This window comes from Tessaracoccus luoxuelianae (assembly GCF_054483915.1).
In genome coordinates, this window is the sequence record NZ_CM137013.1 from 698,553 (window position 1) to 720,328 (window position 21,776).

Sequence of the window (21,776 nt, forward strand, 5' to 3'; positions counted from 1 at the left end):
TCGAGAGCGCTCTCAGGGATTGCTAGAAGCGTATGTGCGACCCCCGCCGAAAGTCAACCGGGGTTATCAACTTGTGATAATTGGGCCCCACCGCGGGCTCTGCCCTCCCCACGGACGGGGCCGACGGTCCGCGGCGGCTGAGGGGGACCGGCCTCGCCCATGGGGCGCCCCGTCGGCAGGCCCAAACCGCCGGCCTGCCTAGCCCCAACGCCCGACCCACCGCGACCGGTCCCCCTCAGCCACCGCTCGGCGCTCAGGTGCGGGTTGCCCTGACTTCGCCGCCGCCGATGACTGCTGGGGATGGTTCCTGGTGGTCGGGTGGTGCCGGGCTGCGCCCGCTGTGGCGTGAAGCGGTGCTGGGTGGTGGCGGCCGGGCCGGGTTGGCTCGGGCATGTGCGACGAGGTCAGGCGCGTCAGCGCCTCATCGAGGAGTCACGGGCGGGACCGGCCGCCACCATCCAGCGCCAACCCGACCCACGCGTTAAGGCCCCCGAGTTCAGGCCCCGACCTCATCAGCTGGTGCTAGGGCGGAGGAGGGGGTAGAGGATCGTCTCGCGGATGCCGACGCCCGTCAGCAGCATAATCAACCGGTCGATGCCCAACCCCAGACCGCCCATCGGCGGCACCCCGTACTCGAGCGCCTCGATGAAGTCGCCGTCGAACTGCATCGCCTCCGGATCACCCCCGGCCGCCTTGAGCGACTGGGACACCAGCACTTCCCGCTGGATCACCGGGTCCACCAGCTCGGTGAAGCCGGTGCCGCGCTCGAGGCCGCCGATGATCAGGTCCCACGCCTCGACCTTCCCCGGCTCCGAGCGGTGCTGGCGCGCCAGCGGCTGGGCGATCGACGGGTAGTCATAGACGAACGTGGGCTGCAGCAGGTCCGGTTCGATCACCTCGGAGAACAGCTCCATCGCCATCTTGTCCGCGGCCCACTTGGGGTCGTACTCCACCTCGTGCGCGTCGGCGATCCGGTGCAGGGTCTCCAGGGGCGTGTCGACGGTGATCTCCTCCCCGAACCGCTCGGACATGGCCGGGAAGACCGACAGCCACGGCCACTCGCCGTCGAGGTCGATGACGCCCTTCGGCGTCTCGATCTGCCGCGACCCCACCGCGTCCGCCGCCGCGACGATGATGTCCTGGATCAGCCGCGCGATCGTGCGCTGGTCCCCCCACGCCATGTAGGCCTCGAGCATGGTGAACTCCGCGGAGTGCGTCGAGTCGATGCCCTCGTTGCGGAACACCCTGCCCATCTCGAAGACGCGGTCCGCGCCGCCCACCATGGTGCGCTTGAGGTGCAGCTCCAGGGCGATCCTCAGCGTCATGTCGATGTCGAACGCGTTGATGTGGGTGGTGAACGGGCGCGCCGCGGCGCCGCCGTGCACGAGCTGCAGGATGGGCGTCTCCACCTCGATGTAGTCCTGCGCGTACAGCGTCTGGCGGACCGCCCGGGTGATGGCGGCGCGCGTGCGGACCATCTGGCGGGCGTCGTCGCGCACGATGAGGTCCACGTAGCGACGGCGCACGCGCGCCTCCTCGGAGAGGTCCTTGTGCATCACGGGCAGCGGCCGAAGCGCCTTGGATGCCATCCGCCACTCGGAGGCCATGATGGACAGCTCACCGCGCTTCGACGAGATGACCCGGCCGGTCACCCAGACGAAGTCGCCGAGGTCCACGTCGGCCTTCCAGGCCGCGAGCGCCTCATCGCCCACCTCGGCCAGCGACAGCATCACCTGGAGGCGCTCGCCGTTGTCGTCGGGGGTGAAGCCGTCCTGCAGGGTGGCGAAGGCCAGCTTGCCGGTGTTGCGGATGAAGACCACGCGCCCGCCGGTGGTGACGAGGTCCTGCGTCTCCTGCCCGGCCTCAAGGTGTCCCCAGGTGCCCCGGATTGCCCGCAGGGTGTGGCTGCGCTCCAGGTCCGCCGGATACGGCTCAACCCCGGCGTCCAGCAACCGGGCGCGCTTCTCCTTGCGGATGGCGGTCTGTTCCGAGTCGCTGGGCAGGGCGGAGGGGGTATCAGTCACGCGGGACATCCTAACGGGTGGGGGTGTCCCGCCCGTCACGGCGAGGGCTCACGCCCAGCTGACGCGCACCCCGTCGACGGTGTCCTCGAAGACCACGCCGGCGAGGCTTTCGGTGGTCCAGTCCGCGGCGAGCTCGTCGGCGCGGTGCTCGGTCAGGACGCCCAGCACCTTCATGCCGGCCGAACGGGCGGCGGCCACCCCGGCGGGGGCGTCCTCGCAGACCAGGCAGCGCGCGGGATCCACGCCCAGCCGCAGGGCTGCGAGCAGGAAGCTGTCCGGGGCGGGCTTCCCGTTCTCCACCTGGTCCCGGGTCACGATGACCTCGGGGCGAGGCAGGCCGGTGGCGCCCAGGCGGGCGTCCAACAGCGCGGTGGTGCAGGAGGTGGCGATGGCGCGACGGTGGGTGGGGATGGCCGCGAAGGCAGCGGCCGCTCCTGGGAGCGCCACCACGCCGTCGGTGTCCGAGACCTCCAACTCGTCGATCCGTGCCCCGGCAGCGGGCGCGATGTCCGCTGGCAGGAGAGCGCGCGCCACCGCCTCGGCCGGCCGGCCCGTGTACTGCCGCAGGGTCTCGAGATCCACCCCGTACTCGGCGGCCCACAGCCTGTAGGCGCGATGCATCGAGGCGATGGAATCGGCGAGGGTGCCGTCGAAGTCGAAGATGACAGCGTCGAACGTGCCGATCCCGGTCACTTCCACAGGGTCATTCCTGTGAAGCTCACGACGATGAGGCCCAGGCCGATGGCCAGGTTCCAGTCCCCGAGGGAGCGCATGAAGCCGATGTACTCGTAGGCCAGGTTCCAGGTGACCATCCAGGCGACGCCGATGAGGCCGATCGGCAGGAAGACCGCCGGCACCCAGGACCGTCCGCGGGGCGCCAACCGGGCGGCTTCACGTCGCTGCTCCGTGAGCTCTGCCTTCGCCTTGGACTTCTTCTTGTCCTCGGCGGTCTTGCGCACCTTTGATTCGGGCACTTTTGCCTCCTTCGTCGGGCACCTAGCCTAGGTCAGCGTCGACGAATCGCCCACATCGCCGCCTGAGGAATCCCTGGCGCGCCGCGCGCCGGGTACCGTGGGGCCATGGGCATGTGGGGCGCGCTGAAGCAGCGGGTGCCGCGCGTGCGCGCCAACATCGGCAAGAACCAGCTTCGGCACCGCTCCGGCCGCGGACGGGTGACCACCATCCTGGTCTGTGTGCTGGCGGGCTTCATGATGACGGTGGCGGCGCTGGCAGCCCGAGGCACGGATCTGAGGACGGACCGCAACGCGGACATGCGCGACCTCATCGTGTCGCAGGGCCAGCGCAATGCGGAGCTGAGCCTGGAGGCTGACGAGCTGCGGGCCGAGGTGGCGTCGCTCGGCTCGGGCCAGGTGGGCACAGGGGATCTCGCCGACGACCTCGCTGAAGCCGAGTTCCAGGCGGGCCTGGTCGCGGTGGGCGGGCCGGGCCTGAGGGTGACGCTGACCGACGCCCCCAACGACGTCCGCCCCGCAGGTGTCGACGACGACGCGCTCGTCGTCCACCAGCAGGACATCCAGGCGGTGGCCAACGCGCTGTGGGCCGGCGGGGCGGAGGCGATGACCATTCAGGGCCAGCGCGTGATCGCGACCACCGGCATCAAGTGCGTCGGCAACACCGTCGTGCTGCACGGCATCCCGTACGCGCCGCCGTATGTGATCGAGGCCGTCGGGGATCAGCAGCGGCTGCAGGCTGGGCTCGATGCGTCCGAGGCGGTGCAGATCTACCGGCAGTACGTTGACGCCTACGGCCTCGGCTACGCGGTGGAACGGCCCCAGCAGCTGGAGCTACCCGCCTTCAGCGGCACCACCGGCATCTCCCTGGCGCAGGCCGCCGGCTGACGGTGTCGCGGTGCCGCCGAACGGCGCGCGGCGGATCGGGCTCCCGGTGGCACAATGGCCGCGTGGCAGCCATCCTCGTGATCGACAACTACGACTCGTTCGTCTACAACATCGTGTCCTACCTGGCGCAGATCGGCGCCGAGGTCGAGGTGTGGCGCAACGACGATCCGCGCTTCGCGGAGGAGGGCTGGCACAAGCCCTTCGACGGCGTGCTCCTCTCCCCGGGGCCCGGCACGCCCGAGGAGGCGGGGGTGTGCATCGACGTGGTGCGCACGCTCGGCGGCGTGAAGCCGCTGTTCGGGGTGTGTCTCGGCCTCCAGGCCATGGGCGTGGCCTACGGCGGTGTCGTGGACCGCGCGCCGGAGTTGCTGCACGGCAAGACCTCCCCGGTGTTCCACGAGGGCAAGGGCGTGTTCAAGGGCCTGCCATCGCCGGTGACCACCACGCGCTACCACTCGCTGGCCATCGTCGAGGAGACCGTTCCTGACGTGCTGGAGGTCACGGCACGCACGGAGACCGGCGTGATCATGGCGGTCCGGCACCGCGACCTCGCCGTCGAGGCGGTCCAGTTCCACCCTGAGTCGGTGCTCACCGAGGGGGGATATCAGATGTTGGCCAACTGGTTGGTCGAGTGTGGCGACGACGACGCCCCGCGCCGCGCCGAGGGCATGTCCCCGTTGGTCACCACCACCCTCGACTGATCCCGGCCCCCGGGGGCTACCACCCCTCCGCAGAGTGTGGATTCCGGGATGGTAGACCGACCCCGAGGCCACACTCTGGGGGCACCCCCGATTTCCGATCTTCCGCGGGAGATTTCGAAGGCTCCAGAACCTGCGCGTGAACGCACGGGTTGGGGACGGCAGGGCGGCACTGCGCAGCGGTGCCCAACCCGACGATCACCCAGCTGGAATCCCGCCCAAGCAGACCCAACCCCAACGCCGCCCTGCCGGCCCGCACCCGGGACAGGACCACGCCACAGGGAGGACCGAGTGCGGGGAGACGGGAGACGATGCCCGGGCGGCCTCAACAACCCGACCACAGATTGACCGGCGGCGATCAGCGGACCCTGGACAACGGCCGCCTGGGCATCGACTCACGGCTCCCCGCACCCGACCACCAGAACTGCATGAAGGTGGTAGTCACGACCCTTCGAGACGGGCCACGCCGCTACGCGGGCGGCCCTCCTCAGGGAGCGGATGGACGGGCCACGCCGCTCCGCGGGCGGCCCTCCTCAGGGAGCGGATGGGCGGCCCTTCTCAGCTCAGGGAGCGGGAAGGCCGGGCCAAGCCGCTCCGCGTCGTCCGGGGCTACGGGGTCGCGGACGGGTCAGGCGTCGGGGACTCAGAGGCCGGCGGGGAAGGGGGAGGTGTCGGGGTCTCAACGACGGGTGGCTCACTCGTGGGCGGAGGCGTCGTGGGTTCAACCTCCGGGGGAGCCACCGCGACCCTGATGTTGATCACCGTTCCACGGTCCAGCGCCGTACCGGCGGTCTGATCCTGATCGAAGACCAGGCCGGGCGACACCTCAGTGGTCTCATCCTCAGTGACCTCGACCCGGAAGCCCGCAGCCTCAGCCTCACGCTGCGCCGCCGACGCCGTGCGCTCCGTCAGCACGGGCACCAGCGAACGACCCGTCGCCACGGTCAGCACGATCTGCTGATCCGGCGGCACCGTCGCTCCAGTGGCCGGATTCACCGACACCACATTCCCCGCGACAGCGTCGATCGGCTCGGTGGCCGGGTCCGCATCCTCCTCCGAGACTTTCGTCAGCCCAGCCGCCTCGAGCAACCGTCGAGCCTCCGCGACCGTGACCCCCGTCAGCCCATCGGGCACCGTCTTCTCGTCCGGCCCGCTGGAGACCACCAGTGCCACCCGTGACCCGGGTTCCACCATCGTCCCCGCCACTGGATCCGAGCTCAGCACCACCCCCTCGTCGACGTCCAGGCGCGCCTCGTAGGTGACGTTGGGCACCAGCCGGGCGTCGGTGAGGATGTTGGTGGCCGCCAGCTCGGTCTGCCCCACCACCGTCGGAATCTGGACGGTTGCCGTCGACGGCGGCTCGGGCGGGTTGAGGATGGTCCAGATGGCCACGCCCATGGCGATCAGGATGAGCCCGGCGACGATCGCCAGCGCGATCACGCCCTTGTTAGACTTCTTCTCCTCGGGCTCCATCAGGTCCGTGTCGGTGGGAGAGAGCACCGGCGACGGAGCAGGCACCACAGCCCCCCGTCGCGCGGTGGTGGTCATCGGATCGCTCGGAATCACCTTCGTGGCCGGCTCTGCCGGCAACGCGGCCAGCACAGGCTGCCCGTTCAGAGCGCGGAGAAGGTCCTCGCGCATCTCGGAGGCGTCCTGGTAGCGGTCCCGCGGGTCCTTCGCCAGCGACTTCAGCACGATCGCGTCCATCGACGGGCTGATCTCGGTGTCGATCTCCGACGGCGGCACGGGAATCTCCCGCACGTGCTGGTAGGCGACGCTCACGGGGGAGTCGCCCTTGAACAGTGGCTGCGAGGTGAGCAGTTCGTAGAGCAGGCAGCCGACGGAGTAGATGTCCGAGCGGTTGTCCACCTTCTCGCCGCGCGCCTGCTCGGGGGACAGGTATTGCGCGGTGCCGATCACGGCCGCGGTCTGCGTCATGGTGGCGGAGGTGTCCGCGACAGCCCTGGCGATGCCGAAGTCCATCACCTTGACGGTGCCGTTGGGGGTGAGCATGACGTTGGCGGGCTTGATGTCGCGGTGGATGATGCCGGCGCGGTGCGAGTAGGCCAGGGCGTCGAGCACGCCGGCCGTGAACTCCATGGCGCGGTCCGGCACGATCTTGCGGCCATCGCGCAGGACCTCGCGCAGCGTCACGCCCTCGACGAGCTCCATCACGATGTAGGGGACAGAGACCTCCGACGAGGGGTCGCGCTCCTCACCGGTGTCGTAGACCGCGACGATGTTGGGGTGGTTCAGACCGGCCGCGGACTGAGCCTCCCGTCGAAAACGGGCCTGGAACGTGGGGTCGCTGGCCAGGTCCACCCGCAACCGTTTGACCGCCACATCGCGCTCGAGACGGAGATCCCGTGCGCGCCACACCTCGGCCATGCCGCCCCGACCGATCACCTGGTCGAGTTCATAGCGGCCGCCGAGCAGCGCTCCTCGCTCTGTCATCGCTTAACGATCCTTTCGGTCAGTCACGCACAATAGTGCGCCATCTACCTGAGAGGTGTCTGAGAAGTTCATCGGAGAGCCTCCAGTACGGCCTTGAAGATGGGGGCCGCGAGCCGACCCCCGGAGATGTCGTCGCGGTCCACGTCGGCGTTCTCCACGAACGCGACGATGGCCACCGACGGGTCCTCGGCGTAGCCGACGAACCACGCGTAGGGGGGGCGGTCCGGCGCGGTCTGGGCGGTGCCAGTCTTCCCGCCGACCACGACGCCGTCGGGCTGCGCGGGGCGCCCGGTGCCGTCCTCGACGGTGGCCACCATCATCTGCTGCAGCAGCCCGGCTGTGGAGCCGCTGATCGGCTGGCCGATCACCTCGGGGCCACGGGAGCTCAGCACCGTCAGGTCCTGGTTGGTCACGGTGCTGACCAGGTAGGGAGACATCATGACGCCGTCGTTGGCGATGGCGGCCGCCACCTGCAGCATCTGCAGGGGGGAGGCGGCCACGTCGTACTGACCGATCGCCGACAACGCGGTCTGGGCCTCGTCGAGCTCGGTGGGGAACCGTGACGTGGCGGCCGCGAGGTCCAGGCTCTGTTCCTGGTTGAACCCGAACGCCTCGGCCATCGCCTGCAGCTTGTCGCTGCCCAGATCCAGCGCCAGGGACCCGAAGGCCGTGTTGCACGAGGTCTGGAGCGCCTGCTGCAGGGTCACGGTGGTGCCGCCGCAGTTGGTGGAGTTGCCGATGGAGCGGCTGGAGTTGGGCAGCCGCAGCGAAGCGGGGGCATCCAACTCGCTGCTCGGCACCATGCCGTCCTCCAGAGCCGCCGCAGCCGTGACGAGCTTGAAGGTGGAGCCGGGCGGGTACACCTCGCGGGCGGCGCGGTTCTTCAGCGGCTCGTCCGGGGAGTCCAGGAGCTCCGTCCAGGCCTCCCGCGCCACCTCGAGGTCGACGGTGGCCAGCCGGTTGGGATCGTAGGTGGGCGTGGAGACCATGGCCAGGATCTCGCCGGTCTCGTAGTTCATCGCGACGGCGGCGCCCTGCTGGCTGCCCAGGGCGCGGACGGCCGCGGCCTGGGCGCGCGGGTTGAGGGTGGTGGAGATGTTGGCGCCCTGCGAGCTCTGCCCGGTGACCAGATCGACGATCCGGTCGATCGACTGCTCGGACGAGGTGCCGGCCAGCTCCTCGTTGAAGGAGCTCTCGAGGCCGGAGCGGGCGTAGTCGTAGGAGTACCAGCCGGTCACCGTCGACCACAGCTCTCCCGCGGGATAGGTCCGCACGTAGGGGAACCGGCCGGGCCGGGGCACCGAGACGGCGATGGGCTCGTTGCCCACCAGGATAGCGCCGCGGGGGCGGGCGAACTCGGCGTCGCGGACCCGACGGTTGCTCGGGTGCGCGTTGAGGTCCTCGGCCTGGACCACCGAGATGGCGGTGAGGTTGAGCAGCAGCGCGGCCATCATGAGGGCCACGAACACCGTCACCCTGCGGATGGGCACGTTCATCGGCTGATCACCGCCGTCTCATCGTTGACCGCACCCATTTCGCGCGGGGCGGCCGTGGCGGCCTGGGGCATCCGGCTGCGATGCGAGATCACCATGAGGATGGCGATGATGATCCAGTTGGCGATCAGGCTGGAGCCGCCCTGGGACATGAACGGCGTGGTGAGGCCCGTCAGCGGCAGGAGCCGGGTGACGCCGCCGATGATGGCGAACACCTGCAGCGCGAACGTGAAGCTCAGCCCGGTGGCCAGCAGCTTGCCGAACCCGTCGGGCGAGGTGACTGCCGTCTTGAAGCCGCGCGCAACCAGCAGCGCGTACACCAGCACGATGGCCATGAGCCCGAGCACGCCGATCTCCTCACCCAGGGCGGCCGCGATCATGTCGCTCTTGGCCAGCGGGGTGAGCCCGGGCCGGCCCAGGCCCCAGCCGCGGCCGAACAGTCCGCCCCAGGCGAACCCGAACTGCGCGCTGATGATCTGAAGGTTCTGGTCGTAGTTGCTGAACGGGTCCAGCCAGGCGTTGACGCGACGCGGCACGTGGTGGGTGAACTGGTTGGCGGCAAGGGCGGCGACGACGAAGGAGAGGCCGGCGAGGATGGGCCACGCGGGCCGCTCCGTCGCCACGTAGATCATCACCGTGAACAGCCCGAAGAACAGCATCGAGGTGCCCAGGTCGTTCTGATACACCATCACCACCAGGCACAGCAGCCACATCACCGCGATGGGTCCGAGGTCGCGGGCGCGGGGCAGTTCGATGCCCATGAACCGCTTACCGGCAAGCGCGAGCACCTCGCGCTTCTCGTAGAGGTAGGCGGCAAACGCGATCGACAGCGCGATCTTGGCCACCTCGGCGGGCTGGAACGAGAAGCCGAAGACCCGGATCCAGATCTGGGCGCCACCGGAGGAGACGCCGATCACCGGGAGCAGCGGCAGCAGCAGCAGCACCAGGCCGGAGATGAACAGGAGGTAGGGGTAGCGCTGGAGGCGGCGGTGGTCGCGGAGGCCGATCGCGACGGCGGCGAACAGGATCAGCCCGAGCGCCGTCCACAGCAGCTGGGTGGCCGCGTCGTCGTTGACGGGCTCAGGGATCTGGTCGATCCGCGAGATCATCGCCAGGCCCAGGCCGTTGAGGAGGAACACCGACGGCAGGATCACCGGGTCCGCATAGGGCAGTCGGAAGCGCACGACGAGGTGCGCGGCAACCCCCATCCCGTACCAGAGAGCGGTCACCGGAATCAGGTTCTGGGGCAGTTCGCCGTAGAGGTTGAGGCTCGTGATGACCCAACCGGCCAGACCGAACGACTGAGCGAACAGCACCAGGAACAGCTCGACCGTCCGTCGCTTCTTGTAGACGATCACCTCATCCGAGACCGCCGGCTGGACCGCTGCCGTCATCAGCAGGCCTCGGGGTCAGCCTCGGCGCTGGCCGTGGGGGTCGCGGTGACGAGGGTGGAGGGAAGCAGGAAGCTCGGGGGAGCGGACTGCGCGGTGGCGCCGGGCACCGCCGACAGCGTGGTGGTGGGCAGGCCGGGGATGGTCGACGACGGGGTGGCCGTCGGGCTGGGTGACGGCGACAGCTGCGGCGTGGGTTGCTGCCTCTCCTCCCGCACCTCGACGCAGCGCTCGGCCAGGGTGCGCAGCTGCTGGGTGGTGCCCCGGGCGGCGGGCAGGCTGTCCACCTGGATAGCGCCGTCCACCACGCGCTGATAGAAACGGGGCAGGTCGGTCACGGGGATGTCGGTGCGCTGGGTGAGGGTGTTGAGGTCCAGCCCCAGCAGTGAGCCGGGGATGCCGTTGTAGATCGCCACGTACCCGTCGTCGGCGGCCACGAAGTAGCGGGTGCGCGAGTACGAGATGACCCCCCACGCGCTGCCACCGAGTACCAGAGCGACGGCGAGGACCAGGGCCGTGATGCCGGGCCAGCGGTGCTTCGCCTCGTGCGGCGCGTAGCGCGCGACCTCCGCCGCGTCGTGCTCCACGTCGACGGCGGGTGCGGACTGCGGCCACTGCGGCCCGCGTCCAGTGCCGCCCTTCGTCATGGCCAACTGCCCCGTCCGGGGGACCTTGAGGTCGACGGCGGCGCCGACGAGCTGGCCCTCGAGCGCGTCAAGGGCGTCGTCCTGAGGCACGACGTCGCCGATCACGATGGTGATGTTGTCGTGGCCACCGTTGGCGTTGGCCGTCTCGGACAGCCGGGAGATCGCAGACGACGCGTCGTCGATGGTGAGGAACTCGCGGAGGGTCGCATTGTCCACCAGGCCGCTGAGCCCGTCGGAGCAGAACATGAGGCGGTCGCCCACCTGCGCGTCGAGGACTTCGAGGTCCGGCTCGAACTCGACCTGTCCGTTGAGGACCTTGAGGATGAGCGAGCGGTGCGGATGGGTGGCGGCCTGCTCCGGGGTGATCTTGCCGTCGTCGAGGAGCGACTGGACCCACGAGTGGTCGTGGGTGAGCTGGGTGAGTTCGCCGTCGCGGAGCAGATAGCCGCGGGAATCGCCGATGTGCGCCAGCCCGAACTGGGTGCCGTTGAACATGGCGCCGCAGAAGGTGGTGCCCATGCCGTCGAGCTCCAGGTCCTCCTCGATCAGCTCCGTGAGTTTCGTGTTGGCGCGGGCGATCATCCCGGCCATCCGCTCCAGCATCTCCTCGCCGTCAGCCGCGCGCTGATCCGAGCGTGCCGCCTCCTGCGCCGCGACGGCGGAGGCCAGGTCACCCGCTGCGGCGCCGCCCATGCCGTCGGTGACCAGCAGCATGGTGGGGGAGGCGTAGCCGGAGTCCTGGTTGTTCTTGCGGATCCTGCCCACTTCCGAGTGGGCGGCGAAGCGGAGGGAGAAGGTCATGGATCAGATCTCGAACCGCATGAGGGTCTTGCCGATGCGGACCACGTCCCCGACGGTGACCTTCGTGGGTTCTGTCACGAGTTTGCCGTTGACGTAGGTGCCGTTGGTGGACTGCAGGTCCGTGATCACCCAGGTGGTGGGGTCCTTCTGCACCAGTTGGGCATGCCGGGCGGAGGCGTAGTCGTCGTCGAGGAGCAGGGTGGAGTCCGCGGCGCGGCCGAGGTTGATGGTGGGCTCGACGGGGACCGCGGTGCCCTGCTGCCCCCCGGCCGTGATGGCGAACCGGGTGGGCAGCTTCGAACGGTTGCGGCCCCGCCCCCGGTCCGCGGGGATGGCCGCGAGCGATGAGACGGGCACCCGGCGACCGAACATGTCCGTGCGCACCACGTTGGCGACGAAGAGGATGAACAGCCAGATCATGGCCATGAAGACGATCTTGATCGTCCCGACGAGAAGGTCAGACACGCTCAGGATCCCGTCGGTGAGTGGATCAGCATCCTGGTGTTGCCGACCTCGATCCTGGCCCCCTCGCCGACACGGGTCTTGGTGACCCGGCTCCCGTTGACGTGCACGCCGTTGGTGGAGCCGAGGTCCTCGACGGTGATCACCGGGTGGTCCGGGTCACCGGAGACGCTGATCATCGCGTGGCGCCGGGAGACGCCGGGATCGTTGAGCCGGAGGTCCGCCTCGGCGCCGCGGCCGATCAGCAGGCCGGGCGCCACCAGCGGGTGCCGCACGCCGTTGACCTCGACGACCAGGCGCCCAGGGACCGCGGCAGGAACGGAGGAATGGCCCGCGCCCTCGGAGGGGAGGGCGTGGCTGGTGACGGTGAACTGCCCGGTGGGCAGCGATTCGTCGAGGGAGTAGTCGATGGTGACGGGCCCGTTGAACACGTAGTGGCGGTCCGCGGCGTGGTCCCGGATGCCGGGCAGGATCTCGGCGTTGAGGGTCTTCGAGTACGGGACGAGCCTGTCGAAATCCGCCTGTGAGAGGCCGATGGTGAAGGCATTGGGCACGAGGCGCTTGTCGCGCGAGAGCAGCTTGGCCTCCGCGTCGAGCTCGCGCTGGATGCCCGCGACGATCTCCACGGGATGCACGAAGCCCTTGAAGGCCTTCGCGAAGACCTTGCCCACGGCGGACTCGATCCGCTTCTCGGCTTTGTCAAAGACTCCCATGTGCCTCCTCTCGGTGCTTGGACAGCGCCTCCCCCCAGGCACACGTTCGCCGCCAGTCTAACCGTCGAGCCTGCGCGGGTGCGATATCGGGCTGCGACAAGGAGGAAGGCCGCGTGATCCGCCGGTGCCGTCTCTGTTCCCCTCGGCTCCCGCTGTCTTGGCCCTGGCTGCCGGTGCGGGGAGCCCAGCCCCGTCGCCCGGGCGGCCGTTGTCTACGGTCTGCGCGTTGGTGCCGGTGCGTTGGTGGTCGGGTGGTGAGGCCGCCCGGGCCTCGTCCCTGGTCTCCTCACACTCGTCTGCTGGTGGCGTGTCCGGGTTCGGGTGTGTGCCGTCAGGGCGGCCCTGGCGTCAGTCTGCTCAGGCGGGATGCCAGCTGGGTGATCGTCAAGTTGGGCACCGCTGCGCAGTGCCGCCCTGCCGTCCCCCAACCCTCGATGTAACTCCCTCTCGACGGTGGGCGACTTGGCGGTCGGGTCTGGCGGCGTGTGGTGGGGGCCGGGCCGCCCATGATGCCGGCGGCGGCGCTTCGCGCAGCCACGCCGTCATCAACGCCCACCCAACCTGCCCCGGCCCCCACCACCCACCGCCTGGCTGTCCCCGTCGCGTCGACTGGCTTGTGTCTCGACGCCTGGCTTGTGTCTCGACGCCTGGCTTGCGTCTCGGCGCCTGCTCGAGATCGCAGGCGCCCCGGAGCCGCCTGTCCTATGTTCGGCAGCCGGCGCTGTAGCGCGGGCGGCCAGACTTATCGCAGGCGCCACAGGGCCCGCCGCCCAGGGACGAGCCGGCGCGAGTTGTGCGCGAGGGTGGGGGACGGCAGGGCGGCTGCGCGTCGGGACGCCCAACCCGAGGATCACCAGGCTGGCCTCCCGCCTCAACTCACTTTCACCAGGGCCGCCCGGCCGGCACACGCCCTGACCCCGGCCATGCCACGGGGAATCGAGTGCGGGGAGGCGGGAGAGGAGGCCCGGGCGGCCTCGATCACCGACCCACGCGTGACTCGCCGCCGCTCGCAGACCATAGGAAGCGGCCGCCCGGGCCTCGGCTCACGACTCCCGCCACCTGTCAGTGGGACTGCCCCGTGGCTGGCCGCCGCGCCGGCCTGGGCTGGGCGCCTGCGTTAACTCTCGGCGCCAGCGGTACAGCGCGGGCGGCCGAACGCAACGCAGGCGCCTCCGCAGGCGTCGTGACGGAGGGCAGGCGTCGGGACGGAAGGCAGGCGTCCGGGCGGAGGGCAGGCGTCGGGACGGAACTCAGGAGTGGTGGGCGTGGTGGGCCCACGGGAAGGTGGGCAGGGCGTCGGCGAACGCGCGCAGGATCACCTGCGATCCTTCGAGCGCCGACAGCGACTCCTCCGCCAACTGCGCCTCCACATCCTTCGCGACAGAACGCACCTGAGGCGAGGTCCGCAGCGACTCCAGCAGCTCGTCGCGCACCATGTTCCACAGCCAGTCGCGCTGCTGGTCCAGCCGGCGGGCGGCCAGCGACCCCTCCGCCTCCAGCTCGGCGCGGTGCTTCTCGACGGTGTTCCACAGCTCGTCCAGGCCCACCCCCGTGTACGACGAGCAGGTCAGCACCGGAGCCCGGCGCTTCTTCGTGTCGCTGGTGATCAGCTTCATCGCGATGCTCAGCTCGCGTGCCGCGACCCTCGCCGCCTGCTCGTTGTCGCCATCGGCCTTCGTGATGGCGATCACGTCCGCGAGCTCGAGGATGCCGCGCTTGATGCCCTGCAGCTGGTCACCGGTGCGGGCCACCTGGAGCATGAGGAACGTGTCCACCATCCCCGCCACCGCGACCTCTGACTGCCCCACGCCGACGGTCTCCACCAGGATCACGTTGTAGCCGGCCGCCTCCAGGACGAGCATGGACTCGCGGGTGGCGCGCGCCACGCCGCCCAGATGGCCCCCCGACGGTGAGGGCCGGATGAAGGTGTCCTCCCGCGCCGCGAGCTCGGCCATTCGGGTGCGGTCGCCGAGGATGGAACCCCCGGTCCGCGACGACGACGGGTCCACCGCGAGCACCGCCACGCGGTGGTGCCGCTCGTCGATCAGCTTGATTCCCATGGCGTCGATGAAGGTGGACTTGCCGGCGCCGGGGACACCGGAGATGCCGACGCGGAAGGCCTTGCCGGTGAGTGGGGCGATCAGCCGCAGTAGCTGATGCGCCTGCTCACGGTGCTCCGGCTTCGATGACTCGACCAGCGTGATGGCGCGGGCGATGTGCCCCCGCGATCCCGCGACGATCCGGTCCGCCAACTCCTCGGGTGTCACCTTCCGCATGGCCCGACCCTACCGCCGCAGCCGCCCGCGGCGACGTCAGCCCCGCCTGGCGTTGCCTTCGAGTTCCAGGATCTCCTCGGCGGCCGCCGCCACAGCGTCCCGCAGCTGCACGTCGTCGGCGAGCGACGGGTCGAGGAACGCGACGACGCGGGCCGCGTCGGCCTGCAGGTCCTCGCCGACGAGCCCGGCAAGGCCCTCACCGCCGGCGTCGCGCACAGGGGCGCCGTGCCCGCGGAGGTGCAGCAGCCACGCCGCGACCGCCCGCACGGCGGCCGCGGGCACCTCACCGCGCGCCCGGAACGCACTCACCGTCGGCATGATCCGCACGGGCAGTTTCAGTGACCCGTCGCTGGCGATCTGGGCCAGGAGGTGCCGGATGTTGGGGTTCTCGTAGCGATCGAGCAGCGCCCGGGCGTAGTCCTCCCACGGCACCTGTAGCCCGACCCCGGCCTCGGTCCACCACTGCTCAACCCAGGCGCGCAGCGTCGGGTGGGCGATGGCCTCGGACACTGTCTCGACGCCGAGGATGGGCCCGGCGTAGGCCAGCAGCGAGTGCGACCCGTTGAGCATCCACAGCTTGCGCTGCTCGTAGGGCTCCACCTCGTCGACGATCTGGACGCCCGCGGACTCCCAGTCCGGACGGCCGGCGGGGAACTCCCCACTGATCACCCATTCGCTGAACGGCTCGGTGGGCACCGGGGAGGCGTCGACGTAGCCCTGCGTGCGGGCCACCTCCACGAGGTCCCCGTCCGTGGTGGCCGGCGTGATCCGGTCCACCATGCTGGTGGCCCAGGCCACGTTCCGGTCCATCCAGTGCACCAGCGAGGGCTGGACGGCGTCGGCGGCATCCGTGACGACGGCGGCGAACGCGGAGCCGTTGTCCGGGATGTTGTCGCAGGGCAGGATCGTCAGCGGCCCGGCCTCGGCGGCGCGGCGCGCCAGCAGCCCGGCCAGGATCCGGGCGGGCACCGTCGCGACGGTGAGAGCGCCGATCCGCTCGGGGCTGAGGTCGCCCCCCTCGACGAGTTCCCGCAGGACGGCAAGGTCATCAGCGACGGCGGGGTCGGCCAGGTCCAGCCGGCCGTCGGGGGTTCGGTGGTAACCGGCCTCGGTCACCGTCGAGGTCACGACAGCGAGCTCAGGCGATGCGAAGTAGCCCACGAGCGCGGCGAAATCCGAGGCCGGGTGCACCCGGGAGACCGACGAGATGACCTCGAACGTGTCCCCGTGGGCACCCTTGGTGATCAGCGTGTAGAGGCCGTCCTGCGGGGTGAGCAGGTCCGACATCGTGGGCCGGCGGCCGGTGAACGCCGCGATCCCCCACTCGGCGGCGTCGCTGGCGTGCTCGGTGTACCAGGCCTGGTGTGCCCGGGTGAAGTTGCCCAGACCCAGGTGGACCATGCGGACGGGGGCAGCGGGGCGGCCGAAGCCGGCGCGGGTGAGGGGCGGCAGGGCGGGAGTGGTGGTAGTCACAGCTTGAACACCTTCTTGGGCTGGGTGGAAACAAGATCGATGGCGGTCTCGACGGCCTCATCCATCGCGAGCCGGTGCTCGGCGACGAGGGTGGCCAGGAATGCCGAGTCCACGCGGCGGGCCACGTCGTGGCGGGCGGGGATGGAGCAGTACGCGCGGGTGTCGTCGATGAAGCCGGAGGTCTTGCTGAAGCCGGCGTACCCGGTGACGCTGCGGCGGAAGCGCATGATGGCGTCCGCCTCGTCGATGAACCACCACGGGGCTCCCACGTACATGCCGCGGTACCACCCCGCCAGGGGGGCGAGCTCCCGGGAGTACACGGTCTCGTCCATGGTGAACACGACGACGTGGAACCCGTCGGCGTTGCCGTAGGACGACAGCAGCGGCTGCAGCGCACGGGTGAACTCGACGGCGTGGGGCACGTCGCCGCCCACGTCGGCACCGAACCTGGCCTGGGTGGCGGGGTCGTGGTTGCGCGCGACGGCGGGGTGCAGCGTCATGACCAGTCCGTCGTCGCAGGCCAGGCGCGCCTGGTCGTTGATCATGTGGCGGCGCAGGGCGTCGGCGTCGGGCGCGGAGATGGTGCCGGTCATGGCCTCCGTGAACAGGAAGTCGGCGCGGGCGTCGCTCAGGCGCTCGGTTCCGGCGTCGGCGTGCGAGTGGTCGGTGGACACCGCGCCCTGTTCCTTGAAGAACAGGCGCCGCACCCGCATGGCCTCGACGTGCGAGGCGTAGTCAGAGATGTCGACGTCCGTGACACGGGCCAGGTCCTCGGTCAGCTTGCGCCAGCCGGGGCGGGCGGGCTCCAGGTAGGCGTCGGGGCGGAACGTGGGCACCACGCGCCCGGTCCAGGTGGGGTCTGCGGCCAGCTTGGCGTGCGCCGAGAGGTCCGAGCAGGGGTCGTCGGTGGTGGCGATGGCCTCAATGTTGAAGCGCTGGTACAGCGCCCTCGGGCGGTACTCGTCGCGGGTGAGGCACTCGGCGATCTGGTCGTAGATCTGGTCCGCGGTCTCCGCAGACGGGCGGACCGTGACCCCGAAGACGTCGGCGAACGAGGATTCGAACCAGAACTGCACCGGTGTGCCGCGCAGGACCTTCCAGTTCTCGCACAGGAGCCTGAAGCCGGCACGCGACTGCGCCTCGCTCAGCGGGGTGCCGACGGGGACGCCGAGATCGGCGAGGTCCACGCCGGCGGCGCTGTGCAGCATCCGGTTCGCGTAGTGGTCCGGGGTGAGCAGGAGCGTGGTGGGGTCGCTGAACGGGGCGTCGTCGGCCAGCCACTCCGCGGGGACGTGGCCGTGCGGGGAGATGATGGGCAGTTCGGCGACGTGCGAGTACAGCTCGCGGGCGATGTCACGCACCCCCGGCTCCGCGGGGAAGAGGCGGTCCGGATGGGGTGCGAGGGGGGCGGGGGACATGGCGTTTCTACCTGACTTCCGTGTGAGGTGCGATGGGCGTGGGGTCGACGGGTGGAGGTGGGGCGACGCTCTCGCGCACCAGGAGCTCCATGGGGGTGACGATGGTTTCGGCGCTGGGGGCGCCCCGGTGGCGGAGCTGGGTGATCAGGGCCCGGGCGGCGCGGGCGCCGATCAGGCTCGTGGCGGGGGAGACGGTGGTGAGCGTGGGCGTGGTCAGGACCGACGAGATGGAGTTGTCCACGCCGATCACGGACACGTCGTCGGGCACCCGGTAGCCGGCGGACTGGACCTGTTTCATAAAGCCGATGGCCATGATGTCGTTGTAGGCGATCACGCCGGAGGTGGGGTGCTCCTGCCACTCGCGGCCCGCGGCGAAGCCGCCGTGGATCGACGGCGCGTTGGGGCCGATCCGCCGCAGGTGCAGGCTCAACTCCTGGCAGGCCTCGGACACGGCGCGCCAGCGGGCGCCGTCGGCCCAGGACGCCGCAGGTCCGGAGAGATAGGTGAGCCGCCGGTGGCCGAGGGTGGCCAGGTGTTCGACGGCGCGGCGCAGACCGCGCGCGGTGTCGGGGAGGATCGACGGCACCCCGGCGATGCCTCGGTTGACCGCCACCACGGGGGTCACCTTGACGATCTGCGCGATCGCGGAATCGCTGAGCCTGGAAGAGGTGAGCGCCACCCCGTCGACCAGGTGCAGGACGCTCTGGATCAGCTGGTTCTCCATCTGCCCGTCCTCCTGAGAGTCGATCAGCAGGACGGTGTGGCCGTGGGTGGTGGCCTCCTTCTGGAAGCCCTTCATGATGTGCGCGTAGACCGGGTTGGTGACGTCTGCGACGACGAAGGCCAGCAGCTTCGTGCGGGGCCCGGTGCCCTCCGGGCGGGCGATCGGATCCACGCGGTAGCCGAGCCGGGCGGCGGCCTCGTGGATCCGCACTCCCGTCTCGGCGTTGACGCGGCCGGGTCGGGCGAAGGCGCGGGAGACGGTGGACGCCGCGACCCCGGCCTCCTGGGCCACGTCGTAGATGGTGACGCGCTTGCGCCGCTTGGGTGTGGACTCCTCAGACATCGCCGTCCTCCTCGTCGGCCGGCCACGGCGCGCCCGGGTAGAGCCCGGCCCGCCAGGCGGCGCCCTGGGCGAGGGTGAGCGCGACGCGCTGCGCGCAGCCCAGGCTGGTGGCGAGCGCTTCGATGTCGACGAACTCGGCGGTGGCCTGTTGGATCGACGAGCCGGGCCCGTCGCCGGAGACCTTGATCCGCACCTCGAAGCCGTCCACTTCCACGGGGCGCCAGATGCGGTGCAGCACGCGGCGTTGCCACGGCGGCGAGATCCGCACCCCGATGGTGGAGGTGTGGGTGATGAGGGCGTCCACCACGTCGTCGATGGAGGCCAGCGGCACCAGGGCGGAGATCATGTGGGCCGGGCGGCCGCGCTTCATGGTGATGGGGGTCAGCCACGCGTCGACGGAGCCGGCGTCGAGGAGGCGGTCGATGACGGCGGGCCAGACGCGCGGGTCCAGGTCATCGACGTTGGCGCTGACCTCGCTCACCTCGTGGGGGGTGCGGTCGCGGTCGGGCTCGTGGGTGGCGCTGTGCTGCTGCACGACGGTGGCGCCGACGACGACGCGGAGGACGCCCGGCCGGTCCTTCCGGACCCGGGTCCCGGCGCCCGTGCCGGTGCCGTGGACGGTCATGTGGGGCAGCGGGCCCACCTCCTCGCAGAGGGTGCGGATCAGCGTCATGCCGGTGGGGGTGCAGAGCTCGCCGACCTCCGCAGGGCCACCTGCCTCCACCTGCCAGCCGCGGGCCAACTCCATCACCGCGGGCGGGGGGACGGAGAGGAGACCGTGCTGCGTGTGGACAGCGCCGGCGCCGAGGGCGACGATTGAGCTGACGGCGCGCTGGACGCCCAGGGTGCGGAAGGCTTCGCAGACGCCGACGATGTCGCCGATGGAGTCCAGGGCGCCCACCTCGTGGAAATGGACGTCCTCGGGGGTGGTGCCGTGGACGGAGGCCTCCGCCCTGGCGAGGGCACGGAACGCGGAGGTGGCGAGCCGGAGTGTCGCGGGGGGCATGCCTGGGACGTTGAGCATGGCCTCGATGTCGCTGAGGTGGCGCGCGGGCGGGTCCACCTCGTCGGCGATGACGTCGACCTTCAGGGCGCTGAACGGGCCACGCGGCACCCGCCGGGCCTGCAGGTGCAGCGCGCCCGGGGCGATCAGGTCCAGCACGGCGGCCACGGATCCGTCGTCGGCTCCGGCGTCGAGCAGGGCAGCCAGCAGCATGTCGCCGGAGGCGCCCTGGGAGGCGTCGATCCACAGCGTGGTGGAGGCCCCGTCGCCGTGCCGGATGTGGCCGGGCTCGATGCGGGTCCCTGCCTCCACCGCCTGGCCGTCGGCGGTGGTGACGTGAGAGTGCTCCTGGCGGTGCGTGGGGGAGTGGGGGTGGTGGGAGTGGGCGCCGCCCGTGACGATGTCATGCACTTCGTGCCTCCCTGGGGGCAGCGATCTGGGCGGCCAGGTGGCCGGCGCCGTAGCCGTTGTCGATGTTGACCACGCCGACGCCGGGGGCGCACGAATTGAGCATCGCCAGGAGCGCGCCCACGCCGTCGAAGGTGGCGCCGTAGCCCACCGACGTGGGGACCGCGACGACCGGGCAGGAGACCAGCCCCGCGACAACGGGCACCAGCGCGGCGTCCATGCCGGCGGCCAGGACGATGACGTCGGCCTCGCGGAGATCGTCGAGCCGGCCGAGGATCCGGTGCAGGCCGGCCACGCCGACGTCGACGATCTCGACGGTGTCGCGGCCGAGATAGCGGGCGGTCAGCGCCGCCTCGCGGGCGACGGGGAGGTCCGAGGTGCCTGCGCAGACCACGACGACGCGGCCGCCGGTGGGGGCGGGCGGTTGGGCGGGCCAGGCGAGCAGCGAGGCGGTCTGGTCGTGGGCGGCGTCGGGGAGCTCAGCCAGCACGGCCGCGGCCTGCTCGGCCGTGGCGCGGGTGAACAGGACGGCGCCGAGCGGGTCGGTGCCGGCGGCGGCGCGCTCGCGCCACATCCGGGCGATCTCCCCGCACTGCGCAGCGGTCTTGCCGAGGCAGAACACGGCCTCCGCGTAGCCGCGGCGCGCGAACCGGTCGAAGTCGAGGTGGGCGATGTCGTTCACAGCGCCTCCGGCCGTCGCGTCAGGAGGAAGAGGGTGAAGGCGCCGGACTGGATGCCGGCGAGGTCCAGGGTGACGTGCCGGAAGCCGGCGGCGCGGACCTCGGCGAGGAGGTGGGTGCTGCGGGCGTGGTCGGCCAGGAGGCCGAACTCGTCGGTGGGCACCTCGATGCGCGCGGAGTCGCCGTGGTGGCGGACGCGGCAGTCGCTGAACCCGGCGGCCAGGACGGCGTCCTCGGCGGCGTCGATCGCCGCAAGCTTCTCCGCGGTGACCTCCTGACCGTGCGGGATCCGGCTGGACAGGCACGGGGAGGCGGGCTTGGCCGCGGCGTGGAGGCCCAGGTGGGCGGCGATGTCGCGGACGTCGGCCTTGGTGGCGCCCGCGCTGGACAGCGGATGCCGGACGTGGTGCTCGCGGGCGGCGCGGCTGCCGGGGCGGTCCGGGCGGAGGGCATCGTCGGCGTTCTCGCCGTAGGCGACCACGTCCAGGCCGAGCTCGTCGACCACGCGGGCGTCCAGGCGGGTGAACAGCTCGTCCTTGCAGAAGTAGCAGCGGTCCACGGGGTTGGCGCTGTAGGAGGGGTTCTCGAGCTCGTGGGTGGCGACCTCGACCACGGTGAGGCCCAGCTGCTCGGCCTGGCGGTGGGCGAGCCGTCGCTCCCGGCGGGCCAGCGACGGGGAGACGCCGAGGAGCAGCACGGTGTTGTCCTGGCCGACGGCGCGGGCCGTCAGCGCCCCGAGCACGGCCGAGTCGACCCCGCCGGAGTAGGCCACCCCGACGCGGGGGGTGGCGCCGTCGCGGACCAGGTCCTCGGCCACCAGGGCCGCGACCCGCTCAAGGTCCGCGGGCAGGGGGCGATGGAGGTCAGCCCTCGCCTCCGTCGGCGACGCTGCGTGATGGGACGCCATGAT

At 70.9% G+C, this 21,776-nt stretch carries 18 protein-coding genes; 2 read left to right on the forward strand and 16 right to left on the reverse strand.

Annotated features, from left to right (window positions below; all coding sequences use genetic code 11):
* Positions 1–512 precede the first annotated feature (512 nt).
* Genes lysS through ACX1D1_RS02860 form a run of 3 tightly spaced genes read right to left on the reverse strand, consistent with a single transcriptional unit; the run spans position 513 to position 2,998 of the window.
* Complete coding sequence (gene lysS, locus ACX1D1_RS02850; protein ID WP_459055828.1) at positions 513–2,024, reverse strand: lysine--tRNA ligase; 1,512 nt, start codon at positions 2,022–2,024, stop codon at positions 513–515.
* 48 nt (positions 2,025–2,072) lie between these two features.
* Positions 2,073–2,717: an HAD family hydrolase gene (locus ACX1D1_RS02855; RefSeq protein ID WP_220490973.1), complete on the reverse strand. Its 645-nt coding sequence runs from the start codon at positions 2,715–2,717 to the stop codon at positions 2,073–2,075.
* Positions 2,714–2,998, reverse strand: coding sequence for a cell division protein CrgA (locus tag ACX1D1_RS02860; protein ID WP_182783145.1), 285 nt, complete (start codon positions 2,996–2,998; stop codon positions 2,714–2,716). Before ACX1D1_RS02860 ends, ACX1D1_RS02855 begins: the two co-directional genes overlap by 4 nt.
* 105 nt (positions 2,999–3,103) lie before the next feature.
* On the opposite strand from ACX1D1_RS02860, the gene ACX1D1_RS02865 reads away from it, so the two are divergent.
* Together ACX1D1_RS02865 and ACX1D1_RS02870 are read left to right on the forward strand one after the other, a co-directional pair.
* Positions 3,104–3,883: a DUF881 domain-containing protein gene (locus ACX1D1_RS02865; RefSeq protein ID WP_255443759.1), complete on the forward strand. Its 780-nt coding sequence runs from the start codon at positions 3,104–3,106 to the stop codon at positions 3,881–3,883.
* 62 nt (positions 3,884–3,945) lie between these two features.
* Positions 3,946–4,584: an aminodeoxychorismate/anthranilate synthase component II gene (locus ACX1D1_RS02870; protein WP_459055829.1), complete on the forward strand. Its 639-nt coding sequence runs from the start codon at positions 3,946–3,948 to the stop codon at positions 4,582–4,584.
* A gap of 606 nt (positions 4,585–5,190) precedes the next feature.
* Here ACX1D1_RS02870 and pknB read toward each other — a convergent pair.
* From pknB to larE, 13 genes are all read right to left on the reverse strand, one after another.
* On the reverse strand, positions 5,191–7,035 hold the full coding sequence (gene pknB, locus ACX1D1_RS02875) for a Stk1 family PASTA domain-containing Ser/Thr kinase (RefSeq protein ID WP_459055830.1): 1,845 nt from the start codon (positions 7,033–7,035) through the stop codon (positions 5,191–5,193).
* 68 nt (positions 7,036–7,103) lie between these two features.
* Positions 7,104–8,531 carry a peptidoglycan D,D-transpeptidase FtsI family protein gene (locus tag ACX1D1_RS02880; RefSeq protein WP_459055831.1) on the reverse strand — a complete coding sequence of 476 codons (1,428 nt, stop codon included), beginning with the start codon at positions 8,529–8,531 and terminating at the stop codon, positions 7,104–7,106.
* Complete coding sequence (locus ACX1D1_RS02885; RefSeq protein ID WP_182783149.1) at positions 8,528–9,922, reverse strand: FtsW/RodA/SpoVE family cell cycle protein; 1,395 nt, start codon at positions 9,920–9,922, stop codon at positions 8,528–8,530. The genes ACX1D1_RS02880 and ACX1D1_RS02885 overlap by 4 nt, the downstream gene beginning before the upstream one ends.
* Complete coding sequence (locus ACX1D1_RS02890) at positions 9,922–11,367, reverse strand: PP2C family protein-serine/threonine phosphatase (protein ID WP_182783150.1); 1,446 nt, start codon at positions 11,365–11,367, stop codon at positions 9,922–9,924. The genes ACX1D1_RS02885 and ACX1D1_RS02890 overlap by 1 nt, the downstream gene beginning before the upstream one ends.
* Positions 11,368–11,370: 3 nt before the next feature.
* Positions 11,371–11,832 carry an FHA domain-containing protein FhaB/FipA gene (locus ACX1D1_RS02895; protein ID WP_182783151.1) on the reverse strand — a complete coding sequence of 154 codons (462 nt, stop codon included), beginning with the start codon at positions 11,830–11,832 and terminating at the stop codon, positions 11,371–11,373.
* A 2-nt stretch (positions 11,833–11,834) separates the two neighbouring features.
* Positions 11,835–12,542: an FHA domain-containing protein gene (locus ACX1D1_RS02900; RefSeq protein ID WP_182783152.1), complete on the reverse strand. Its 708-nt coding sequence runs from the start codon at positions 12,540–12,542 to the stop codon at positions 11,835–11,837.
* A gap of 1,250 nt (positions 12,543–13,792) precedes the next feature.
* On the reverse strand, positions 13,793–14,818 hold the full coding sequence (gene meaB, locus ACX1D1_RS02905) for a methylmalonyl Co-A mutase-associated GTPase MeaB (RefSeq protein WP_459055832.1): 1,026 nt from the start codon (positions 14,816–14,818) through the stop codon (positions 13,793–13,795).
* Positions 14,819–14,854: 36 nt separating this feature from the next.
* A complete protein-coding gene (locus tag ACX1D1_RS02910) occupies positions 14,855–16,291 on the reverse strand; it encodes a mannitol dehydrogenase family protein (RefSeq protein ID WP_459055833.1) in 1,437 nt (478 codons plus the stop codon).
* Positions 16,288–17,709 (reverse strand): glucuronate isomerase, encoded by a 1,422-nt coding sequence (gene uxaC / locus ACX1D1_RS02915; RefSeq protein WP_459055834.1) that lies wholly within the window; start codon positions 17,707–17,709, stop codon positions 16,288–16,290. Before uxaC ends, ACX1D1_RS02910 begins: the two co-directional genes overlap by 4 nt.
* Positions 17,710–17,716: 7 nt before the next feature.
* Positions 17,717–18,775, reverse strand: a complete 1,059-nt coding sequence (locus tag ACX1D1_RS02920) for a LacI family DNA-binding transcriptional regulator (protein WP_459055835.1) — start codon at positions 18,773–18,775, stop codon at positions 17,717–17,719.
* The gene (gene larC, locus ACX1D1_RS02925) at positions 18,768–20,189 is read right to left on the reverse strand and encodes a nickel pincer cofactor biosynthesis protein LarC (protein WP_459055836.1); all 1,422 of its coding nucleotides are present in this window, start codon (positions 20,187–20,189) and stop codon (positions 18,768–18,770) included. The genes ACX1D1_RS02920 and larC overlap by 8 nt, the downstream gene beginning before the upstream one ends.
* The gene (gene larB / locus ACX1D1_RS02930) at positions 20,182–20,868 is read right to left on the reverse strand and encodes a nickel pincer cofactor biosynthesis protein LarB (protein WP_459055837.1); all 687 of its coding nucleotides are present in this window, start codon (positions 20,866–20,868) and stop codon (positions 20,182–20,184) included. Before larB ends, larC begins: the two co-directional genes overlap by 8 nt.
* Positions 20,865–21,773: an ATP-dependent sacrificial sulfur transferase LarE gene (gene larE, locus ACX1D1_RS02935; protein WP_459055838.1), complete on the reverse strand. Its 909-nt coding sequence runs from the start codon at positions 21,771–21,773 to the stop codon at positions 20,865–20,867. The genes larB and larE overlap by 4 nt, the downstream gene beginning before the upstream one ends.
* Positions 21,774–21,776: the final 3 nt, after the last annotated feature.